Source organism: Algoriphagus aestuariicola (genome assembly GCF_017254835.1).
Lineage (GTDB): Bacteria > Bacteroidota > Bacteroidia > Cytophagales > Cyclobacteriaceae > Algoriphagus > Algoriphagus aestuariicola.
Map to the genome: position 1 here is coordinate 716,470 of NZ_JAFKCW010000001.1, position 19,191 is coordinate 735,660.

16 protein-coding genes are annotated in these 19,191 nt (G+C 48.1%); 6 read left to right on the forward strand and 10 right to left on the reverse strand.

Translation table 11 applies throughout. From position 1 onward, the window contains the following. Positions 1–172: 172 nt before the first annotated feature. Complete coding sequence (locus tag J0A67_RS03035; protein WP_206567791.1) at positions 173–838, forward strand: ferredoxin reductase domain-containing protein; 666 nt, start codon at positions 173–175, stop codon at positions 836–838. A gap of 201 nt (positions 839–1,039) precedes the next feature. Here J0A67_RS03035 and J0A67_RS03040 read toward each other — a convergent pair whose 3' ends face one another. The 3 genes from J0A67_RS03040 to J0A67_RS03050 all read right to left on the reverse strand — a co-directional run bounded on the left by J0A67_RS03040 (position 1,040) and on the right by J0A67_RS03050 (position 5,641). Then, entirely contained in the window at positions 1,040–1,945 is a 906-nt protein-coding gene (locus tag J0A67_RS03040) for a sugar phosphate isomerase/epimerase family protein (RefSeq protein WP_241265047.1), read from the reverse strand. Positions 1,946–2,137: 192 nt separating this feature from the next. Next, entirely contained in the window at positions 2,138–2,917 is a 780-nt protein-coding gene (locus J0A67_RS03045) for a glycerophosphodiester phosphodiesterase (protein ID WP_206567792.1), read from the reverse strand. Between the two features lie 111 nt (positions 2,918–3,028). Further along, positions 3,029–5,641: a DUF4838 domain-containing protein gene (locus J0A67_RS03050; protein WP_206567793.1), complete on the reverse strand. Its 2,613-nt coding sequence runs from the start codon at positions 5,639–5,641 to the stop codon at positions 3,029–3,031. Positions 5,642–5,815: 174 nt separating this feature from the next. Here J0A67_RS03050 and J0A67_RS03055 point away from each other — a divergent pair, with 174 nt between their 5' ends. Then, complete coding sequence (locus J0A67_RS03055) at positions 5,816–8,137, forward strand: hypothetical protein (RefSeq protein ID WP_317195037.1); 2,322 nt, start codon at positions 5,816–5,818, stop codon at positions 8,135–8,137. A 190-nt stretch (positions 8,138–8,327) separates the two neighbouring features. Beyond that, positions 8,328–10,604, forward strand: coding sequence for a hypothetical protein (locus J0A67_RS03060; RefSeq protein ID WP_206567794.1), 2,277 nt, complete (start codon positions 8,328–8,330; stop codon positions 10,602–10,604). A gap of 129 nt (positions 10,605–10,733) precedes the next feature. Here J0A67_RS03060 and J0A67_RS03065 read toward each other — a convergent pair whose 3' ends face one another. From J0A67_RS03065 to J0A67_RS03090, 6 genes are read right to left on the reverse strand one after another with little or no spacing between them, the layout of a single operon-like run. Continuing rightward, positions 10,734–11,975 carry a DUF4153 domain-containing protein gene (locus tag J0A67_RS03065; protein WP_206567795.1) on the reverse strand — a complete coding sequence of 414 codons (1,242 nt, stop codon included), beginning with the start codon at positions 11,973–11,975 and terminating at the stop codon, positions 10,734–10,736. 45 nt (positions 11,976–12,020) lie between these two features. Continuing rightward, positions 12,021–12,767: a DoxX family protein gene (locus J0A67_RS03070; RefSeq protein WP_206567796.1), complete on the reverse strand. Its 747-nt coding sequence runs from the start codon at positions 12,765–12,767 to the stop codon at positions 12,021–12,023. 49 nt (positions 12,768–12,816) lie between these two features. Further along, on the reverse strand, positions 12,817–13,143 hold the full coding sequence (locus J0A67_RS03075; RefSeq protein WP_206567797.1) for a hypothetical protein: 327 nt from the start codon (positions 13,141–13,143) through the stop codon (positions 12,817–12,819). 30 nt (positions 13,144–13,173) lie between these two features. After that, positions 13,174–14,505 carry a cell envelope integrity protein CreD gene (creD, locus tag J0A67_RS03080; protein ID WP_206567798.1) on the reverse strand — a complete coding sequence of 444 codons (1,332 nt, stop codon included), beginning with the start codon at positions 14,503–14,505 and terminating at the stop codon, positions 13,174–13,176. A gap of 48 nt (positions 14,506–14,553) precedes the next feature. Further along, complete coding sequence (locus tag J0A67_RS03085) at positions 14,554–14,847, reverse strand: winged helix-turn-helix domain-containing protein (RefSeq protein ID WP_317195038.1); 294 nt, start codon at positions 14,845–14,847, stop codon at positions 14,554–14,556. 1 nt (position 14,848) lies between these two features. Continuing rightward, the gene (locus tag J0A67_RS03090) at positions 14,849–15,463 is read right to left on the reverse strand and encodes a hypothetical protein (protein ID WP_206567799.1); all 615 of its coding nucleotides are present in this window, start codon (positions 15,461–15,463) and stop codon (positions 14,849–14,851) included. 267 nt (positions 15,464–15,730) lie between these two features. Between J0A67_RS03090 and J0A67_RS03095 the strand changes: the two genes are divergently transcribed. Next, positions 15,731–17,098, forward strand: coding sequence for an ATP-binding protein (locus tag J0A67_RS03095; protein ID WP_206567800.1), 1,368 nt, complete (start codon positions 15,731–15,733; stop codon positions 17,096–17,098). 14 nt (positions 17,099–17,112) lie between these two features. Here the strand turns inward: J0A67_RS03095 and J0A67_RS03100 are convergent, their stop codons facing one another. Further along, positions 17,113–17,337 carry a hypothetical protein gene (locus J0A67_RS03100; RefSeq protein ID WP_206567801.1) on the reverse strand — a complete coding sequence of 75 codons (225 nt, stop codon included), beginning with the start codon at positions 17,335–17,337 and terminating at the stop codon, positions 17,113–17,115. Positions 17,338–17,609: 272 nt separating this feature from the next. Between J0A67_RS03100 and J0A67_RS03105 the strand changes: the two genes are divergently transcribed. Both J0A67_RS03105 and J0A67_RS03110 read left to right on the forward strand, forming a co-directional pair. Then, positions 17,610–18,185, forward strand: coding sequence for a Pvc16 family protein (locus tag J0A67_RS03105; protein WP_206567802.1), 576 nt, complete (start codon positions 17,610–17,612; stop codon positions 18,183–18,185). A 1-nt stretch (position 18,186) separates the two neighbouring features. Next, positions 18,187–19,179: a hypothetical protein gene (locus J0A67_RS03110; RefSeq protein WP_206567803.1), complete on the forward strand. Its 993-nt coding sequence runs from the start codon at positions 18,187–18,189 to the stop codon at positions 19,177–19,179. Positions 19,180–19,191 lie beyond the last annotated feature (12 nt).

Consider the following 19,191-nt stretch of genomic DNA (forward strand, 5'->3'; position numbering starts at 1 on the left):
CTTTTTTTGGATCAAGTAATTTGTTTGGTGAGGTTTTTAAATTCACTGATATCTTGATTAGTATGGTGTTTTTACTAACCTTTTGATCTAAAGGGATTCCGATAATCGAACTTCGGAAGCATCGAATTTGCGCATTGCTTCGTTTTAATACTCTAACCAAACCTAAAGCCCTATGGAGACTACCGTAAAAATCTTGGAGATCACTCCACTTACCCATGACGTCAAACAAGTTCGGCTGAAGCGGCCCAAGGGGTTCTTCTTCATACCTGGGCAGGCGACGGAGTTGTCGATCAACAGGGAGAAATGGAAAGACGAGAAGCGGCCATTTACTTTTACCTGCCTTCCCGACGCGGACTATTTGGAGTTTGTGATCAAGTCCTATCGTGACCACGACGGAGTGACGAATCAAATCGACCGATTGGTGGCTGGTGACGAAGTAATCATAGACGATGCTTGGGGAGCAATCCAATATAAAGGGAGAGGGATTTTCATCGCAGGAGGAGCAGGTGTCACGCCGTTTATAGGCATCATACGCCACTTGGAGTCTCAGGGAAAATTGGCGGGGAATCGCCTGTTTTTTTCCAACAAAACCGGAAAAGACGTGATCTTGGAGGATTATTTCCGAAAGGTTTTGGGCGAGAACTTTTTATCTACGCTGACTGAGAGGGAAGAAAAAGGCCACGAATTTGGCATGATCGACAAGGAGTTTTTGAAAAAGCATGTCAGTGACTTTTCGCAGGAATTTTACGTCTGCGGTCCTGACAAGATGGTCAAGGCCATCAGTGGGATATTGGAGGACTTGGGTGCGAAACCCGATGCGATTACTTTTGAGAAGTAATCAACCGAAATGAATTTGAGACTGAGGCTGCCGAGTAGCTCGGCCTGATGTTTTTTAAACCTCGTGATATCTCCTCGGCAGAGTTAGTCTGCGCGGAATACTGCGACCGCTTTGCGATGGCGGAGAGAGACCTGATCTGACAAAAAAATAAAAGGGAAGCTTTTGGGCTCCCCTTTCATTGTCCTTTTTTCAGTTTTCTGCTTACTTGAAGCCAAACTTTTCCAATCCCTCATGGCTGATTTTGATGGCTTCCAGCGGATCCAGGCCAAAGGTATTGTCCTGCTCCACCAGATAGAACTCCATACCTGACTTCTTCTTCGCATCTAGGATTCGCTTGAAGTCGATATGGCCTGTCCCCACCGGCGCAAATTGCCCCTCGTCGTTCATGTCCTTGACATGCCATGCAATGAATCTTCCAGGGTATTTTTCAAAGTAAGCCAGCGGATCGACTTCGGCCTTGGTTACCCAGAAAAGATCCATCTGGAAGTTGACGAATTTGGGATCGCATTTTTCCAGTAGTACATCTTCGATCACGGTGCCATCAGGCAGGGGCTTAAATTCGAAATCATGGTTGTGGTAAAGGAGCTTGATCCCGGCATTGTAGCATTTTTCGCCCAGCGTGTTCATAATTTTCACAAGCTCGTCGGCAGTGCCTTTCATCGCCATGGATTTGGTGGCCTGGTCAAAGGTGAACATGCCCATCGGAGGTACGGGAATTACGAAATAAGATATGCCGGCAGCCTTCACGTCCGCGATGAGCTGGTCCGCATTTTCCATATTGACCATTCCCATGTGGGCGCTCTTGGCGGTGAGGCCAAGGCTCGCGAGATAGGACTTGAATTCTGTCGGGGTCATTCCGTAGAATTTGCCATCTGAATAGTTGGCCGCTTCGACATAGGCATAGCCCGCATCGGCTACCGCTTTAAGGGTTCCTTTGGGATCTTTTCCCATCGCATCACGCACGGTGTACAGGGCCAGGCCTCCAAACTTTTTGGCTTTGGCAGCGGGGAATTCTGTGGAATGCCGGAGGTCTAGAGTCGCGCTTTTGGGACTGAAGGCCATGATTCCGATCGCAAGAGCTGCGAGAAGGGTAATGGGTCGTTTCATTTGGTTTTGGGTTTTTGAACGAAGAAAGATACCCAAAAATACCCAAATCGAGACAGGAAAAACTCTTATTGTCTCAATTATGAGAAAATAGGATGTTGCCAACAGCAGATGAAATCGCAGACGGGACCGAACAAAAGATCGCTCATTTGTTTAGCTTTTCCGGTTATTGCATTTGCTGGCTGCCTCGCATGCCTACTTCTCGTTGATAAGCTCAAAGAGTAATTCCGGTTCATCAGTGGTGATGAAGTCGACCTTCTGATCAAGAAGCCACTGCATGTCCTCTGGATTATTGACGGTCCAGACATTGACTGTCAGACCCAATTCTTGTGCTTCCTTGATCCATTCTGGCTTTGCCTTCACGACGCGGATATTGTAGTCGAACCCGAAAAAACCGTCCGCCTTTAGTTCTGCTGGGGATTTTTCCCCATTGAGGTAGGCGACGTTTGCATTAGGATCGTGTTCGATCACTTTTTTGCCCGCATCGTAGCTGAAGGTGATATAGTCCACCCACTTTTCAGCCTTCATTTCCCTCACAAGTTCCACACATTTTTCGGCCAGTTCTTCGCTGCGTTGAACACTGATCTTGGACGGCTTGATTTCGACTATCAGTTTGGTCCCCATTTGCTTCATGCCACGCTTCAGGTATTCTTTGACGGTAGGGATTTTTTCGACGTTCGGGAGTTTTTTGCTCCTCAGGTCTTTGAATGTCGTGGTTTCGATGGGCATCTCCAGAAAGTCCGCATCGTGGTTGACAACAGGCACGCCGTCGGCTGTCATCCACACGTCGAACTCAGCGCCTTCGCACTGCAATCGCACCGCTTCGTCAAGAGAAGCGAGGGAGTTTTGGGGAAGTCCCTTGGCTTTCCATGCTCCGCGATGGGCGATAACGCTGTTTTTGTGAAATGACTCTTGGGAAAAAGAAAGTGAGGTGGTCATGACCAAAGCTAGGCTGGCAAGAAGTAATCTGAACATGATTTTGATTTTAAAAAAGAAAGAAGGAAAGCCGAAAGTAGAAAAACATCAGAAATAGCCTATCCGGCTCCGACAATTTCACATAAACTTCATGCAAAAGCGCCGATATCCCTAGTATCGAATCAGCCAAACTTCTGATACCAAGGTGCCCCAGCCGCCGGAGTTTCTCCATTGCTCCACTGTGACTCGATCCCCGTTGGCTACATCTTCCGCTTTCTGGAAGTGGATCACCAGTTCTCCGTCCTCTGTGAGTTCCGCGGGTATGTTAAAGGTGAAAAAGTCGCTCATCTGGAGGGGAAGCTCTAAGTTTTTTGCAAGAATCTTCCCATCAGCAAAGACCGTCTCCGATTTCTGGTTCATCCGCATCGCATAGCGCTCCTGATACCAAGGCCTGACCAAGGTCATACGAACTTTGTAGCATGCTGTGGGATCGAGGTTGCGGTAGTGTAGCGTGACGCCCCGTGCCTCGTCTTGGGTGAAGTGCATAGAGCGCTGGCTCGGACGATTCCCCTCCGATAGCATCTCCTTCAGGTAGGGCTGCCCGTGGTCGTAAGGATATCCAAAAGTGACATTGGGGGCATGGTTGGCTGTTCCGAGGTTGTCGTACTGGCCGCCTTCACCCGGATTTTCGTAGTCGGTGATCAGGACGATGAACTCTTGTCGCTGGATTCCTTTGGAGGCGAGGGCGCGGCGAATCTGGCGATCCATCCATCCCAAGCCGATAAAATCGTGATTCAGGTTGAAAAATCCTTCGCTTCTCGTGCCAAAAATCCTGTCGCTTTCTTCCCCCAGTCTTTGGGCTTCAGCCTTTAGGATTCTCATTTCCTGGCTTTCGTCATTGGCTTTTCCGAGTAGGAGAAGAGCTTCCTGAAGACTTTGGTCTGAAGCGTTTTTCCGGATTATATCTTCTATTCCGCTTTGCGTACTCACTTGCTGGGAGACCATTAGCTGGATGTAACGGTCCAGGGCAGCTTTCTGCATATACATGCGCCAAAGCCAATTGTTTTGACGCCAGTTTTCAGGCATCAGTTTTCCCGACTCTGCGACCAGCTCATAGTAGTGTTGAATTCCCTCCTTCTCCGGGAGAGGATTTCCGGGGATTTCTTCCATGTTTTCCTCCAACTGAAAGATGGCCTTTGCCATAAGTGGAGCAGCCTCCGGACCAAACCAATTTTTGGCGTATTCCTCCACCATTTCCTCGACCGAGGCCCGGGGATTCCAAAGCAAACGCTGCCACATCCACTGGTTGAAGTGATCGTGGTTGCCGGATGAGTGCGTGATGTCGCCAACGCCATAGCGAAGTAGGTCGTTGAATACGCGGTGGTAATGCCTTGGCCAGGCAAAAAAAGTCAGTCTATTGTAGACCTGCGTCAAATACTGGTCGGGCCTGCGTTCATAGACGTCGTGCCCCCAGTGGGGTGGGAGGTTGCCATTTTTGTCCGCACGGGGGTACATCTGGATGTAGGCGTGCTGGGCGTATTTCCAGTGTGTGATTTCGTTGTAGTAGACCAATTGGTGTCGGGCAGGCATTTGCCGGGTGATTTCTTTGGGATAAAGCCCATAGGGCCCAAAACCCGGGTAGCGGAAGAGGTCCATGCGGTGGGTCTGTCGGTGACCAGGCTGCCAAGTGGTCGCATCCGAACCCGGACCATATCCCCAGGCCCAAAGCCATTCCCTAGGCTTCTCGTTGAGGTAGTCGAAAATTGCTTGGTCGTCGGCGTTGTCAAACTTCTGGTTGGTAAAATAGATCCTCGTCTGCGGATGGTAGCGGTGGAAAATCGTCGCCATATCCTCGACCAATCGGATAAAGGTCAACCCATAAGGATCACATCTGTCACATTCGCAGCCTCCTCCGTCCCCTCCGTGGAATTTGAGCAGGTCATAGTCTGGAGCTTCCTTGGCAAACACTTCAAATTTCTCTAGCATATAGGATCTGGCCTCTGGAACTGATGGGCAGATATAACCTTCCCTGCCTATGGACTCAAACGCGCCCCATTTGGGGTTTTTTGCTTCTGGTGCAGTATTGGCGCCGAAGCCCCCTTGGGTCATCAACCCATAGGACTTGATGAACTCGTACATCGGGCCCTCATCCACGCTAAAAATATTGGCGCCCGCAAGCGCATAATCTAGGATTACACGCTGGGTTTCCTCTTCGGTCCAGCTTCGGACTTTTGCCAGGTTTTTTGCTACGCCGCTCTGCCCAAATTGGGTTCCGCGAATTTCAAAAGCGGGTGCGCTTCTGACGAGGAGATTTTCGGGGAGCAGAATTTGATCTTTTCCGTACCTCAACTGGCGCAGCAGTTCTCCCACGGCGTAGAGATTCCCCCTTTCATCAATTCCCGCGGCGAGCAGAATGTTTGTTTCCGTGTTTTGAAGTAAGAATCCCTCCGGACCCGGTGAGAGTTCGGTCAAATTCCGGATGCGATGCTTGACAAACTGGGCCTGTAGTGAGGTGTGGTTTTCTGGCCTGCCCAACAGAATACTTAAACCATCGGTTTGTTTCTCTGACAAAGCCTGATTGATGGTGATACTGATAGGCGACTTTTCTAGGATACGGTCTTTGAGCAGCTCGGCCACCCTTTTTTCCGCTTCACTCGGATTCTCACCCAAGACTATCGCCAGTCGGTCAAAAGCAGCAAAATCCTGGATTTGTGCATAGAGTTGGACAGGGCATAGCGCTATAAGGCAAAAAATGGCTAGCAGGTGTCTGGGGGAGATTTTCATACTCGGGGGAAAGGAAAGGCTTGGCGAAGTACAGGATTCCAAAATGAATTACTGATTTGCAAGAAAAATAGGCTATGGACTAGCCCAAAATCAAGATCGCTTGGTATTGGAGATGAGAAATTCCAAATCACCCGGAGGAATTCGCCTCCTCCCAATTTTCGTTTTTCCATGCGAATGAAATTCACCTTACTGTGCAGTATGCTGATCTTGGTTCTGAACCTTGGGCAAGCTGCGCCTGTCAATCTTAACAAACTTAGTGTGTTGATTTCCCAGGATATCAAGCCGCAGGTAAGGCAATCGGCCTTGGAGATTCTGCGGGAAGAAATCGGAAAGCGCAGCAAAATCAATGTTAGCCCGATTGCCAATTGGTCCGAGGGGGGGAGGTTTACCATCGCCTTGGTGCTCACTGGTAGCGGAGAGCTGGATGGGAGGGAGGTTCCGATACGCTCCGGTACAGAACTACCCGAGCAAAAGCCTGAGGGCTACCGGTTGCTTTGGCAGTATAATGTGTTATGGATTATCGGAGCAGACTCCAGAGCCTTGATCTTCGGGATCGGGGAGCTGCTCAGGACTGCTTCCTTTGCCAAAGGACAATTCCTCATCGACGATCAGCTGGATATTGCCTCTGCTCCGATGTTCCCCCTGCGTGGACATCAGATAGGCTATCGCAATACGGCCAATTCCTACGATGCCTGGTCGGTGGAGCAGTACGACCAGTATATCCGTGAACTGGCACTTTTCGGCACCAATGCCATTGAAAACATCCCTCCTGATGGGGGCAATGACAACAGTCCCCATTTCAAAATCTCCCGCGAGGAGATGAATGTGAGAATGAGTGAGATCTGCGAAAAGTACGACTTGGAATATTGGATCTGGACTCCAGCCACGGTGGACCTGACCGATCCGGTCGTCCGGGCGAAGGAACTGGATATCCACGAGGCCAACTATCCGAAAGTGCCCCGACTGGACAACATCTTTTTCCCAGGTGGCGATCCGGGACACAACCATCCCAAGGAGGTCTTGCCGTTTCTGAAAGACCTACATGCGAGACTGGTCAAGTACCATCCCAATGCCGGAATCTGGATTTCCCTGCAGGGATTTAGTCAAGAGCAGGTGGATTATTTCTACCAATATCTGGAGCAAAACAAGCCTACCTGGCTACGAGGTGTGGTCTCCGGACCGAGCAGTCCGGCGATTTCCGAGACGCGCTTTCGTCTGCCAAAGCAGTACAAACACCGAAGCTATCCCGACATTACCCACAATGTGCGCTGTGACTATCCCGTCCCGAATTTTGACCAAGCGTTTGCGCTGACCATAGGCCGAGAGGGAATCAATCCCATGCCGGTATTCTATGCAGGAGTGCATAACAAATATGCACCGTTTACCGATGGTTTCGTCTCTTATTCGGACGGTTGCCATGACGATGTCAATAAGGTGGTCTGGAGCCAAATGGGCTGGAATCCAAACAAGAGCGTCCGCGATGTATTAAGGGAATACACCAATTTTTTCTTCGACACCAAAATAGAATATGCCGCTTCCGAAGGCATACTGGCACTGGAAAGTAACTGGGACGGTCCAGTCATTGACAACGGAGGCATAGAGCCGAGCTTGGCCTATTGGAAAAATCTGGAAGCTACAAATCCTCAGCTCTCCGGAAACTGGAGGTGGCAGATGCTGGTGCTGAGAGCCTACTACGACTACTATATCCGCCAGCGAAAAATCTACGAATCCGGGCTAGAAAAGAAGGCGAACCAGGTGTTGGTGAACTATGAAAAGCACGGAATCGATGCGGCGATGGCGCAGGCTTTGGAACTGGTAAACGAAGCCGATTCTCGCCCTATCGAGCGTGAGACCAGACGGAAAATCGATGAATACGCCCAGGCACTTTTCGAATCCATCGGTCTTCAGACGAGCGTGGATAAATATCAAGCAAGCAATTCCCAAAGGGGCTGTATCCTGGATTTTGTGGACTATCCGCTCAACAACAGGTGGTGGCTAGCGGACCAATTTGACTCTATCCGCAAGATGGATTCGAATGAGGCCAAAACCGCCCAGTTGAAGCTGATCGCCAATTGGGAGAATCCCGGCCCGGGAGGATATTACGACGATATCTCGAATATTGCCAATAGCCCCCACGTCACCACGACTGTCTATGACGCGGTGGATTTCGGCTGGTGGGACAATGGCTACAGCCGTTGGAGGCTTTCCTCCCAAGTCTATCAGGTAAATCCGGAGTTGGAGTACGAAGACCTGGACCCCAATGCACGCTACCTGATACGGGTGACGGGTTCGGGAGATGCTCTGATCCGCGTTGATGGCAAGCGCTTGGAGCCTCTGGTTTATGAAAAGGAAATGGGTGGTTTCAAGGAATTCATCATCCCTCGGGATGTGGTAGGCGACGGGAAAATCTCGGTGACCTTTGACCGGCCCGAGGAATCGCACCTGCGATGGAGAAACTACTCCCGAATCTCAGATGTGTGGCTGATCAAGAGGTAGGGATGTAGGATGTCTGCTGTTAGGTGTTTGAAAACTGCAACGAAGATATAAGCCGGAGAAGGTGAGAAGAATTTGAATATTGGAAAATTCAATAATCCGAAAATTGGAGTCTGACTGAAAGGAATCGGCACTGAAGCGGGTGTCGTAAATCGTGCGCCTTGGACCCTAAGTCCTTTTTAAAAAGAATAAGATGAGAAAATCGATTTTGCTTGCTACCCTCTTTGGAGTGCTGCTGACGGCTTGCCAAAAGCCTGAGCGTCTGGCCAAGTCCAGTCAGCCAGTCTATGAGGATGTGGCCTATTTGCAGGACTATGCGGTGAAGTACTATCCAGAGGAGGAAGATTTGGAGCTTAAAAAAGTCTATTCAGACCGAAATGAAGTGGTCCAGATCTTGACTTCCAAGGGACTGATGAACCCGGACAATGGGCATTTTCAGTATCCCGGGAAGATCCGAATGGATCAGCGCTACATCCTAATGGGCAACAAAAACATCTCGGATTTGGCTCTATACCAAAACCAGTTTGTCTATTTGGATGGAGAAGCCATCTTTAGCAATGCCTGGGCTGGAAAGCTGTTTTCCAGACATGGTAGCTCCCAGCCAGGTTTGGTCGTGGGAGGGAAGGACTTCAGCTTTTTGATAGCCTCGACCAATGCCTATTCCTTGGTTAAAGATTCCAAGACCTTGGCAAAAGCTGAGGTTGATGGGCCGATTTTGGATGGAAAATACGATTCCAAATCGGGAGCATTTTACATTCTGACAGAGAATTCAATACTTCAGATTTCGGAACCCGAGGGAGCAAGCAAGGCTATTTTTCGTGGTGAAGGACTCACTGCATTCGACTTTTTGGACTCGGGAGAGATCGTGGTGGCGAGCAGGGAAGGTTTCTTGTTTCTTGATTCTTCGGGAAAAGTGACCCAAGATCTGAATACCACGTTGCCTTGGACCGAGCTTACCGCCGTGCGTGCGATCGATGGTAAACTTTGGTTTGGTTCTACCCGAGGAGCCTTTATGCTCAAGGAGGACGGGAAGTTCAACTATTATTACGGTGAACGCTGGCTGCCTGGCAATCAGGTTGTCGATATAGAAGCTGGGCCCGAAAACTCGGTTTTGATCCTCACGGATAAGGGCCTTGGTCAGATCAAGTTTGAGTGGATGACCTTGGAGGAAAAAGCCCTGCGCTACGAAAAACAGGTTCGGCATCGTCACATCCGCTATGGCATCAACAGCAACCTCAGCCGACTGACTGATCATGACCTAGCCACTGCTGAAAATGGATTGGCTGACTCCGACAATCTCTGGACTGGGATGTATATGGGCAGCCAGCTGTTCCGGTACTTGGTCACCAAGTCTGAAGAGGCGAAGCAAAATTGCATTGAGACCTTTGAGGCCATGGAACGCCTGCACCATATTACTGGTGTGAAGGGGCTGTTTGGACGAACCTTTGAGAGAAGTGGGCATTACGAATTCCGGACCGAATACCGGGATTATGTGGAGGATTTTTGGTACGAAGGCTACAACAATAACGTAAGCTGGAACCATTCATCTGATCCCGAGTGGGACTGGAGGGCCAGTGCAAGCAGCGACCAGACGGTAGGGCAGATTTTTGCGCTGATCCTGATGGGAGAATACATGGACGACGGAGAGTATCGCCAGCGGGCCATCACGCTACTTGACGACATGATGGGCTACATCGTGGCTAACAACTACACGCTTGTGGACGTGGATGGCAAGCCTTCGCTCTGGGGCTATTGGAATCCAGAACATATCAATCGCTTCCAAACCATGGTGGGAGACCGTAAGATCTACTCTTCCAATCTCATCGCTTTTTTGCAGGCGGCCTACAAGCTGACTGGCAAGGAACTATACAAAGAAAAAGCCCTAGATCTCATGCAGAATCACGGCTATCTGGAAAACCTGGCTCGTCCCTTCAAAGAAATTGGCCAAGCGCCTGCCGACGCAGACAACTGGAGCAAGATGCTGTCCCAAGAATGGAACCACAGTGACGATGAGATGTATTTTCTGGCTTATTGGGGCCTTTATCCCTATGCCTTGAATGACACACTTCGGGAAGTGTACCGGGAGGCTATCAAAGACCATTGGGAATTTGAACGTCCTGAGAAGAATGCGCTTTGGAATTTTTGCTATGCCATGACAGGTGCGGAGGACTTTGATCTGGAGGAGTCGGTATGGCACCTGAAGGAGTTCCCGTTGGATATGATTGAGTACAAAACTGAAAACAGCCATCGCAAGGACATCGTCCACGTTCCTGTGAATTTTTGGGGACAAAAAACCTCGGAGGTTTTGCCTCCCGACGAGCGTCCGGAGCTAAAGCATAACAAGAATCTCTTCACACTCGATGGTCCAGACCGAAAGTCAGAATTGAGCGCGGGAGACACCTTCCTGCTTCCCTATTGGATGGGCAGGTATTTGGGAGTCATCAGCGCACCGAAAACAGAAACAGAGTAGTAAAATAGTTAATGGGTAGTTTAATTGGTTAAGTCCTTTCCCGCGTGGGAAAGGACTTTTTTCTTGGACATCGGGCCAGATTTTGCCACAGATACACTTGAAGTGGATGCGTCGAAAGGTTTTTTCCGCTTATTCAAACCCAAACAAAACTGGCAAAACAAAGACAACTACGGCACTCCAAACCATATAAACAGGAAGGTAGACCACGATGGATTTTCCGACTTGGTTCAGTTCTTCTTTCTTGACAGCACTTTGGTATAGCTTCCAAGAGACGATCAAAAGGTGGATCAGAATCAGGATATTGCCACCCAGCACCGCTGTTCTATTTGGGGTAAAGCCCCACTCCGAGATCCGGAAAATGATGGCCGAAAGCGCTACCCCGTTGACTACGATTGTGACCAGGGAAAGTAGAAACAGGATCCAGATTCCGAAAGGCTGCCTTTGCTTCGAGGAACTCTCGGCTACGGAGAAGAAAATCAGCGCCATGACTCCCACCAAAAGGGCATTGAAGAGCAGTAAGAAATCCCGGTCGTTGTAGGGGTCTTTGCCTGTAGCAGCTATGGCTATCAAGTAGGCGACGAGCATCACAAGCACCAAAGGACTGAAGATCTTGGCGATTATCGGGGAGACTTTGTTGACCAGCTGCGGATTGTTATGGGCGAGATAGGTACCGAGAATAGGTACCGCTGGTAGCCCGAAAGCGGCGACATAGTGCGACCAAAAGTATTCTATTTGTATCTCGATGAGGGAAAACAGGCTAATGGTGATCGCACTGAGCAGGAATCCTGCGATGCCGATCAGTACCGATAGGACCGCCGCTTCGCCGTTGAACCGCAGGTAGCCGAGGCGCTTTTCCCAATCGAGAAGACTTGGGCCAGAATAGGCAACGCCAATCAGTCCCCAAAGAATCAAGGGGAGATGGATGCAGGCTAGGATCAGTGTGTCCGTTTCTCTGCCTGGAAGGGAGTTGATATAGACCAACAATAGTCCGGAAATGCCGATCAGGACCGATTTGGCGTTGAGTGGAAGTTGGTTTTTCCAAGCGAAAAACGCTGTGATCAGCGGCAAGACGATGAAGCTGATGTTTCTGGGATAGAAAAACTCCTCGTCGATAGAGAAGATCTCGGGGATCTTGGCCAGGATGCCGGCAATGAAAATGCCGAGAACCACCCAAAGGAGTTCCTTTTGGCTGCCCCAGGAGATGCCGTCGGCCTTGTCCTTTAAGCGCTCATGCCAGAATTCGGCGATACCTTTGCCTTGGAGCGTTGGGTAGATCTGTTCAAAGGATTTTTTGAAGCCGGATTTGTTCCTTCTATAGAGCCTTTCCAGATAAGCTGGATTCTCAATGTGGTTAATGATGTCTTCTGTCATGTGTTTATAGGTTAAAGTTGAGATTTTGGGTGTGGTTTTTTGTCTTTATTGGTTGACTTGGCGAGGTTTCATTTGGTCTGCTTCAAACTGCTGTAGACATACGTCGAGGGGATTTCCATAGCTATGGATGCATTCACAAAATGAAAACCCCGCTTGCCCATGTTCTGTGTCGGCAAATTGTGATTTGCAGTCTTGGAGCGAGTTTCGAGGCATCACCTTATAGCCAAAATTTGCAAACCAAACTACTATGCCGATCATGGACACTACGCCTACAAAGAACAGTAGGGGAAAATTTCGCTCATATTTTTCAGGCTTTGGCAGGCTTACTTTTTTTGAATGAGAAAGAAAGGGCAGGATGTATTTCAGTTTGTCATAATGCCATGCCAGCAGGTAAAGGTTTGCCAAAACCATCAAAGGTGAGGTGACGATAGAGCCTTCAAAGCGTACCGCGAAAGAGAGAATCCATATATTGACAATGATGGGCAGATACAACAATGCTCCCAAAAGCACAGTGTTTGGGATGAGCAAGAATATCGAGGCCAAGACCTGGCCGACTCCTATAAATGTGTAATAGTAGCCTGTTTGGTGCAAGGCTTCCAGATAGGAGCCCATGGGATGCAGATCCGACAATCCGCTCGCAAATCTTTCCCCAAAAATCTTAACCAGACCTGCGACCAGGAAGGCATAGGCAAGGAGAATTCTGCAGACAACATACAATATCCAATGCCATCTGTTGCGCTTGATTTTGAGGTAATATTTCTCCAAATCGGCGGAAATATTGAAGCTTGCCATTCGCTTTTCGTATCGGTGAAAATTTGGACAGGTGTTTTGTAGATAAGGATCAATCCCAATGACCCGTGATGGAAAAGGCCAGTACCGAGCTAATCCACAGCGCTACGAAATACAGTATAGTGCTGATGATGACCGCAAAGAGTTTGTTTTTTCCGGAAGGAAACCAAACAAAGCCCATTAGATAGAAGAACACACCTCCAAAAGCGCCGCCCAAGGGAATGATGGTGAGGGGTGCTAGCATCCAGGATTCGAAGACGTCTTCTTTGGTGAGAATGACAAACAGCAATAACGCGAATGGGGGGAATGCCCCGAGGAGCGCGGGCAGGGAGAGGCTCTTGACGGGCTGGCCTGGTAGGAAGTCGTTTAGTTTGTTCATGGTTTTGGGGATTTTGAGGTTAGGTGTTGGTTAGTCTTTGTACCAGTCGATTTTTCTGGAGATAAACATCGTGGTAGCCAATGCGACGAACAGCCCTATGCTGCCGATGAGGAGGGCGTATTCCTGCTGCTTGACGATCACGAAGATGAAGGAGTAGAACACGATCAAGATTCCGGCGAACAAGGCCGTCGTCTTGAGGTTTCCAAAGAGGCTTTTTGCATAGCCTGCCAAAAGACCTACGGTCGCGGTACTCGCCAGGAAGTAGGCTAGCTGGAAGCCCAACTGCTCTGAAAGAGCGATAAGCAGGGTGTAATACAGCACCAGAGAAAACCCGACTAGGGTATATTGTAGGGGATGAATGCGTTTTTTGGTGAATACTTCCATCAGAAAAAGCGAAAGGAAACTTAGGATGATGATCAGTACTGCGTATTTGGACGTCCTGACGCTTTGCTGGTATTGGTCGGCAGGAAGCTTTAGCGAGAGCCCAAAAGCGCTGTTTTCGACCACTGGAATCTTTCCGATAAACTCTTGACCAAAAGGCCGGTTGAAATGGAGTACCTTCCAATGGCTCGAGAAGCTTTCCTCCGTCAGCTCTCTGAACTCGGGCAAAAACTCGCCTTGGAAACTCGGGCTTGGCCAGTTTCCACTAAGCTGCATTTGGGTGGTTTTCCCCACCGGTGCCACTTGAAATTCCCTGCTTCCCTTCACTTTCAGCTTTCCGGAGAAGTCAAATCCCAAGTTGGCAGAGTCGAGTTGCAAAGGGATTTGAAGACCTTTTAGCAGCGTTTTTTCATCGGAAAAAGGCTCTGCTGCGAACGTGGTACCATCGATCTTGATTTGGGGATTTTCGCCAATGCCCCGAAGATCTGAGAGCCCTAGGTAGAGAGCAGCCTGATCCCAGAGCATCTGATCTGGCTGGAGGCTGAGTTTTCCCAAAGGGAGAGGCTGGAATTTGGCATTGAGCTCCAAGTCTCCGGAGTAGACCACCACGTCAAATATTCCCCGGTGAAGACTCTGGGCTTCCAGTTTGCCCAAAATGGCCAGATCTTCCGGAAAGAAATAGGCAGTTCTGAGTTCCTTTGTCGTTTTGGTTTGACCGGCGGTTTCGGTCTGCTTGATTTGGTAGAAAGGCACACCGAGAAAAGGCCCAGCCAAAGTCTGGGATCGAGACCATTTGCTGCTGACGTCTTCTTCTGCCTCTTCCATGCGGCTCTGTCGCTCTTGGATTAGGTTGAGGGTCATCGATTGGGGGATGAGTAAAATAGCGACGATAAATCCTATGACCAACAGCTTGATGCTGATCGATTTACTTACCAAGTGCTGGGTTCGATCGATAATAGAGGAATTAGACTGGATTTCCATGGTTATCTTAAAAGTACTTTGATTTTCAAAGTGAGTGGATAAATTTTTTTAGCTTTTGTTTTCGTTGATCAAATTTTCGAGAAACTCAAGATGAGCCTGGAAGGCATTTTTTCCCTCAATCGTCGCAGAATAGTTGGTCATGGGCTTTCTCCCGACGAAAGACTTTTCTATGCTGATATATTGGGCGTTTTCGAGGTGCCGAAGATGCGAGGCAAGATTGCCGTCCGTTACCTCGAGGATCTCTTTGAAGGAATTGAAGTCGTACTGCTCATTGACCATCAGGATGGACATGATGCGCAGTCTGACCACGTTCTCAAATGCCTTGTCGTAGTTTCCCTTCACTTTAGCGGTCGTATTTATAATACATCATCGAGCCATAGATCACATGTAGGACGCCAAATCCCAGCGCCCAGCAGATCAGCCCATACTGGGGAAAGAAAGCGGCGACCAAGCCAAGTGCCAGCTGCCCTATGCCAAGGTTTTTGATCTCTCCAAGCGTAAAATGGGAAGCACTGATCAGTCCCAAGCCATAAAAAGCAAGGGTGGCGGGTGCTATCATTTCAAAATGGGATTGGTGGAGGAGCGCAAATGAAAAAGCCCCGCCTGAAAGTACTGGTATGAAAAGGGCAAGCAAAAACCTTCTGCTCGCCGGTGACCAAAACTTATGGAAGTTTTTCCTGCTTTTTTTTCTACTCAGAAGGTAGCCCGATCCAAGCGCGAATACCATTACCACTAGGCTGAGGATCAGCAAATCTTTTATTTGCACGGATTCCTCGATTGGGGGCTTTCCCTCCGCAAAAGAGGAACTGGGGAAGTAGATCCAATACCACGCGATTCCCGCACCGATCAGCGCGTAGATGCCTGCCAGTACTCCAGACAGACCGCTCAGGGAAAGGAAACGTGTGCTCCGTTCCATCATGGATTTGATTTCGGCTAATTCTTGCTCCGGTTTTTTCATTTTCAAAAGTACTTTGTGATGCAAAGTAAATGAAGTTTTCTATACTTGGTTAGAGGGTGGAAAAAAAAAGAGATTTTTTTCACGCCCTATTTGAAAAATTTGTTTGAGGCCTCCCGTCAATTTTGCGGGGGAGGCGTTTACTTGGGAAAAAAATGCCCGCATACCTCGTGCATTTGCCGTATTTGATAGGATTTTGAAAAAGGATTTGCGTTCTTTTTGAGCTTGTACAGGTTGCATGTTTTTAATAATCGAAACAAGGATTTTTAAATGGGCGATAACAAAATACCTAGTGGTCTTTCCAATTCCGAATGTCTGGAGTCGGAGTTGGCTTGGTTCCAGGAACTTCTCATTTTGAGAGGTAAGATCACTTTTGAGCAAAGTGCCGAGGAGTCCCAGATTGAGCAATTTCGGTTGCCGGACTTTGCGGATTCGGATTCACCCTATGCTCGTCTGGTCAAGCGGAACGCTTTGGGGATTGAAGAGCGATTGGTTTTGGTACTTTCGCTTTTACCCCACATCAAGCCCCATCTGCTGGATGTCTTGCATATCAAAAACCAAACGTATGATACGCCATTCACCGAATTTGGCGGGATAAAGGGAGAGAAGCATCGGGGTTTTCTTCCTACTGGGGAGACTGCTGTTTTTCTTTTGGCGGGCTCCAATCTGGAGAAGCGATTTCGTCTCTTGCGCTTGTTTGAACCAAACCACTTTTTCGCTAGGGAAAAGATTCTCTCTCTGGAGAGCACTTCCAAAGATGAGCCCTTTCTTAGCGGGATTTTGAAAATTTCGAAAGAGTACTTGAGTATCCTTACTACCGGGGAGGTCTTCAAACCAGATTTCGATATGGATTTTCCGGCCAAAAGGATTTCAACAGACCAAGAATGGTCTGATCTGGTGATAGGAGAGGAGGTTTTGCAGGGAGTCAGGGAGATTCAAAACTGGCTCATCCATGGGCATAGGCTGAAAAAGGACTTCAAGTTTGGGAGAAGGATCAAGCCGGGTTTCAGGGCGCTGTTCACTGGACCTCCGGGAACTGGCAAGACTCTTACGGCTACTTTGCTTGGAAAGGCCTGCCAGCTAGACGTGTACAGGATTGACTTGTCCATGATCGTTTCAAAGTATATCGGAGAAACCGAGAAAAATCTTTCCAAGGTTTTCGATTTGGCTGAGAACAAAAACTGGATTCTGTTCTTTGACGAGGCAGATGCGCTTTTTGGGAAGAGAACCCAGACATCCGATTCTCATGACCGCTACGCCAACCAGGAGGTTTCTTATCTCCTGCAACGGATAGAGGATTTTGATGGGTTGGTGATCCTTTGCTCCAATTACAAAAACAACATCGACGAGGCTTTTTTCAGAAGATTCCAGCTGGTAGTGGATTTTGATCTTCCTGACTATTTCCAAAGATTGAGAATATGGGAATCTGCACCGCTGGGTGAGTTTGAATATGAAGCTGGGGTCAATCTAAGTTTATTGGCTGAGAAGCACGAGTTGACCGCGGCGGCAATCGTGAATGTGCTACATTTTTGTCTTTTGAAAACGATGGAAAGAGGGGATGGGAAAATCAGACAAGAAGACATTCAGCAAGCCATTCGTTTGGAACGGGTAAAGGAGGGAAAGAGCATCGTCCGCTGACTAAAAGGGAGTGTTCAATCTTTGATAAAGTACTCAACCACGATGTCTTCGTTCTTTGAGTCCTGCTTTTTCTGAAGGGCGTCCATGAGGTTCCGGAGAGCTTCGTTTTCCTTTTCGGATCGCTCAATTTTTTCCGTGAGATCCAAAATCGACTTATGCGATTCGGCAAGTTCTTTTTCCCGCAGATTGAGCACTTCATTCTTTTCTTTTAGCTCGTTGGCAAGCACTTTTTTTTCCATAGTTAGTTGTTCTATGGAGTTCAATAAAAAAAAATCCTTCTTGCTATAATATTTTTTTAAAATCAAAAATCCTGCTAACAGGATAATCGATAGTGCGAAAAACATAATTGGGTACATGAGCTGACGAGGTGCTAGATATTCGAATTTTTTCTTTTGGATAGGGCTAATTGCCTGTGGTTGAATATACTTGTTTATCCTTTCAAATTTTTCTAGTTTAAAAACAGCTTGTTATATGCAGCCATTTTTTTTACCAAACTCTATTTCATCAACCCATGATCGATGTTCTGCTGATTCACATCAGAGACTTATTGAATCAATATTTTAAGAATCAATATGGATTCTCTGAAAACAAGGTTGTTGTTTCAAACCTTTTGGAGAACTCCGGCACTTCACCCGTGGAGTTGGAGGATCGCATGGTGTGTTTTATGTTGTCATTGGATGAGGAGTATGCCTTAAAAAACAAGGCAACGAGACTTCCTGCGCAGGGGATGGGCTATCTGGATAAAGCAACCCCGCTCTACCTTCATCTGCAATTGGCATTTTGCGCCAATTTCAAGAGCAAAAACTATCTGGAAGGGCTAAACTACCTTTCCCAAACGATCAATTTTTTTCATCAAAACCGGATTCTTAATCCTGGGAGCATTCCCGGGATGTCGAAAAGAGTTGAAAAGATCACGTTTGAACTGTGTACCCTGTCTTATGATAACCTCAGCCATATCTGGTCGGCGATAGGATCGAAGATCCTGCCTGCCGCTTTCTACAAAGTAGGTCTTGTAATATTTGATGATACGCCTGTTAAGGGGATTATTCCGGCGATTACTTCTACTGGCTCTGAGAATGTCAACTAGCATGCGCCAGCAATTTTATCATATCGCCAGCATCGGATTTCATCACGAATACAGAGGGGACGGTTTTTTTGGAGGACTTTCTGTGACTTGGTCTACCGACTCAAAGAAAGGGATGGACAATCTCGAGGTGCTGGTAAAGCCCTTCACAGGCGGGATAAATGTTTTTTGCTCCGACCCAGAGCTTTTGAAAGAAGAACGCGAATCTATAGTGCTACGGCTTTCTCCAGCCGATCCTTATTTTTTCAACTTCACCGATCTGGGCAGCGAGCACAAACCCAATACTAGGGTTTTTGTATTCTCCGACCAAGGCCTGGAGCCACCGAAGTCCACGCTCCATTCGGGAGAGTTTGCGACTGCAGTCGATAGCCTTGAGATTCTAAGCCAAAAAGTCTTGGGCCAACTGCTTCCCCGGCTTAACGATGGGGAGATCTTCCTTTACGACAGTTGGGGTAATCAAATGCCGATCCGCGACTATGCCCGGTATTTCACCGAAAGTGGCGAACTGGTTTTTTATGCTGGAGACGAACAAAAGAGAGTAGGATATTTTAAGACAAGCCAGGCGATGGAAAGGCCGCCTTTTGGGATTATATGTCTTATGCCACATATACTTTATGAGCGATTCCGGCTCAAAGGGGAAGCGGTCTCATATCGGGTCAGGTTTAGGGCTCGAAGGACTTATTGGAAATATATTCTCTCGGACAAGACCTTGGATAAGTTTTCGAGACTGTCAGTCATTGATATCCAAAAAAAAGAAATCCACTTCAAGGAGGGCGAGTTTGAAATTCAGCCGGAATGGAAGGTTCGGAGTTTTGAGTCGGATGTTGAAATACCTTTCAATGCCGATTACGATGCTAGGTTTCAGTTGATCGAAAGATCTAGAGATGAGAATCAAGCGGGAAAAGTGATATATAGACATCTCCCACAAGCCAGCCCGGAGCAGCTTTACCCGCTCCCCACCAATACCGATATTTTGTTCTCCCACATTTTTATTTAACCAATTACTCAC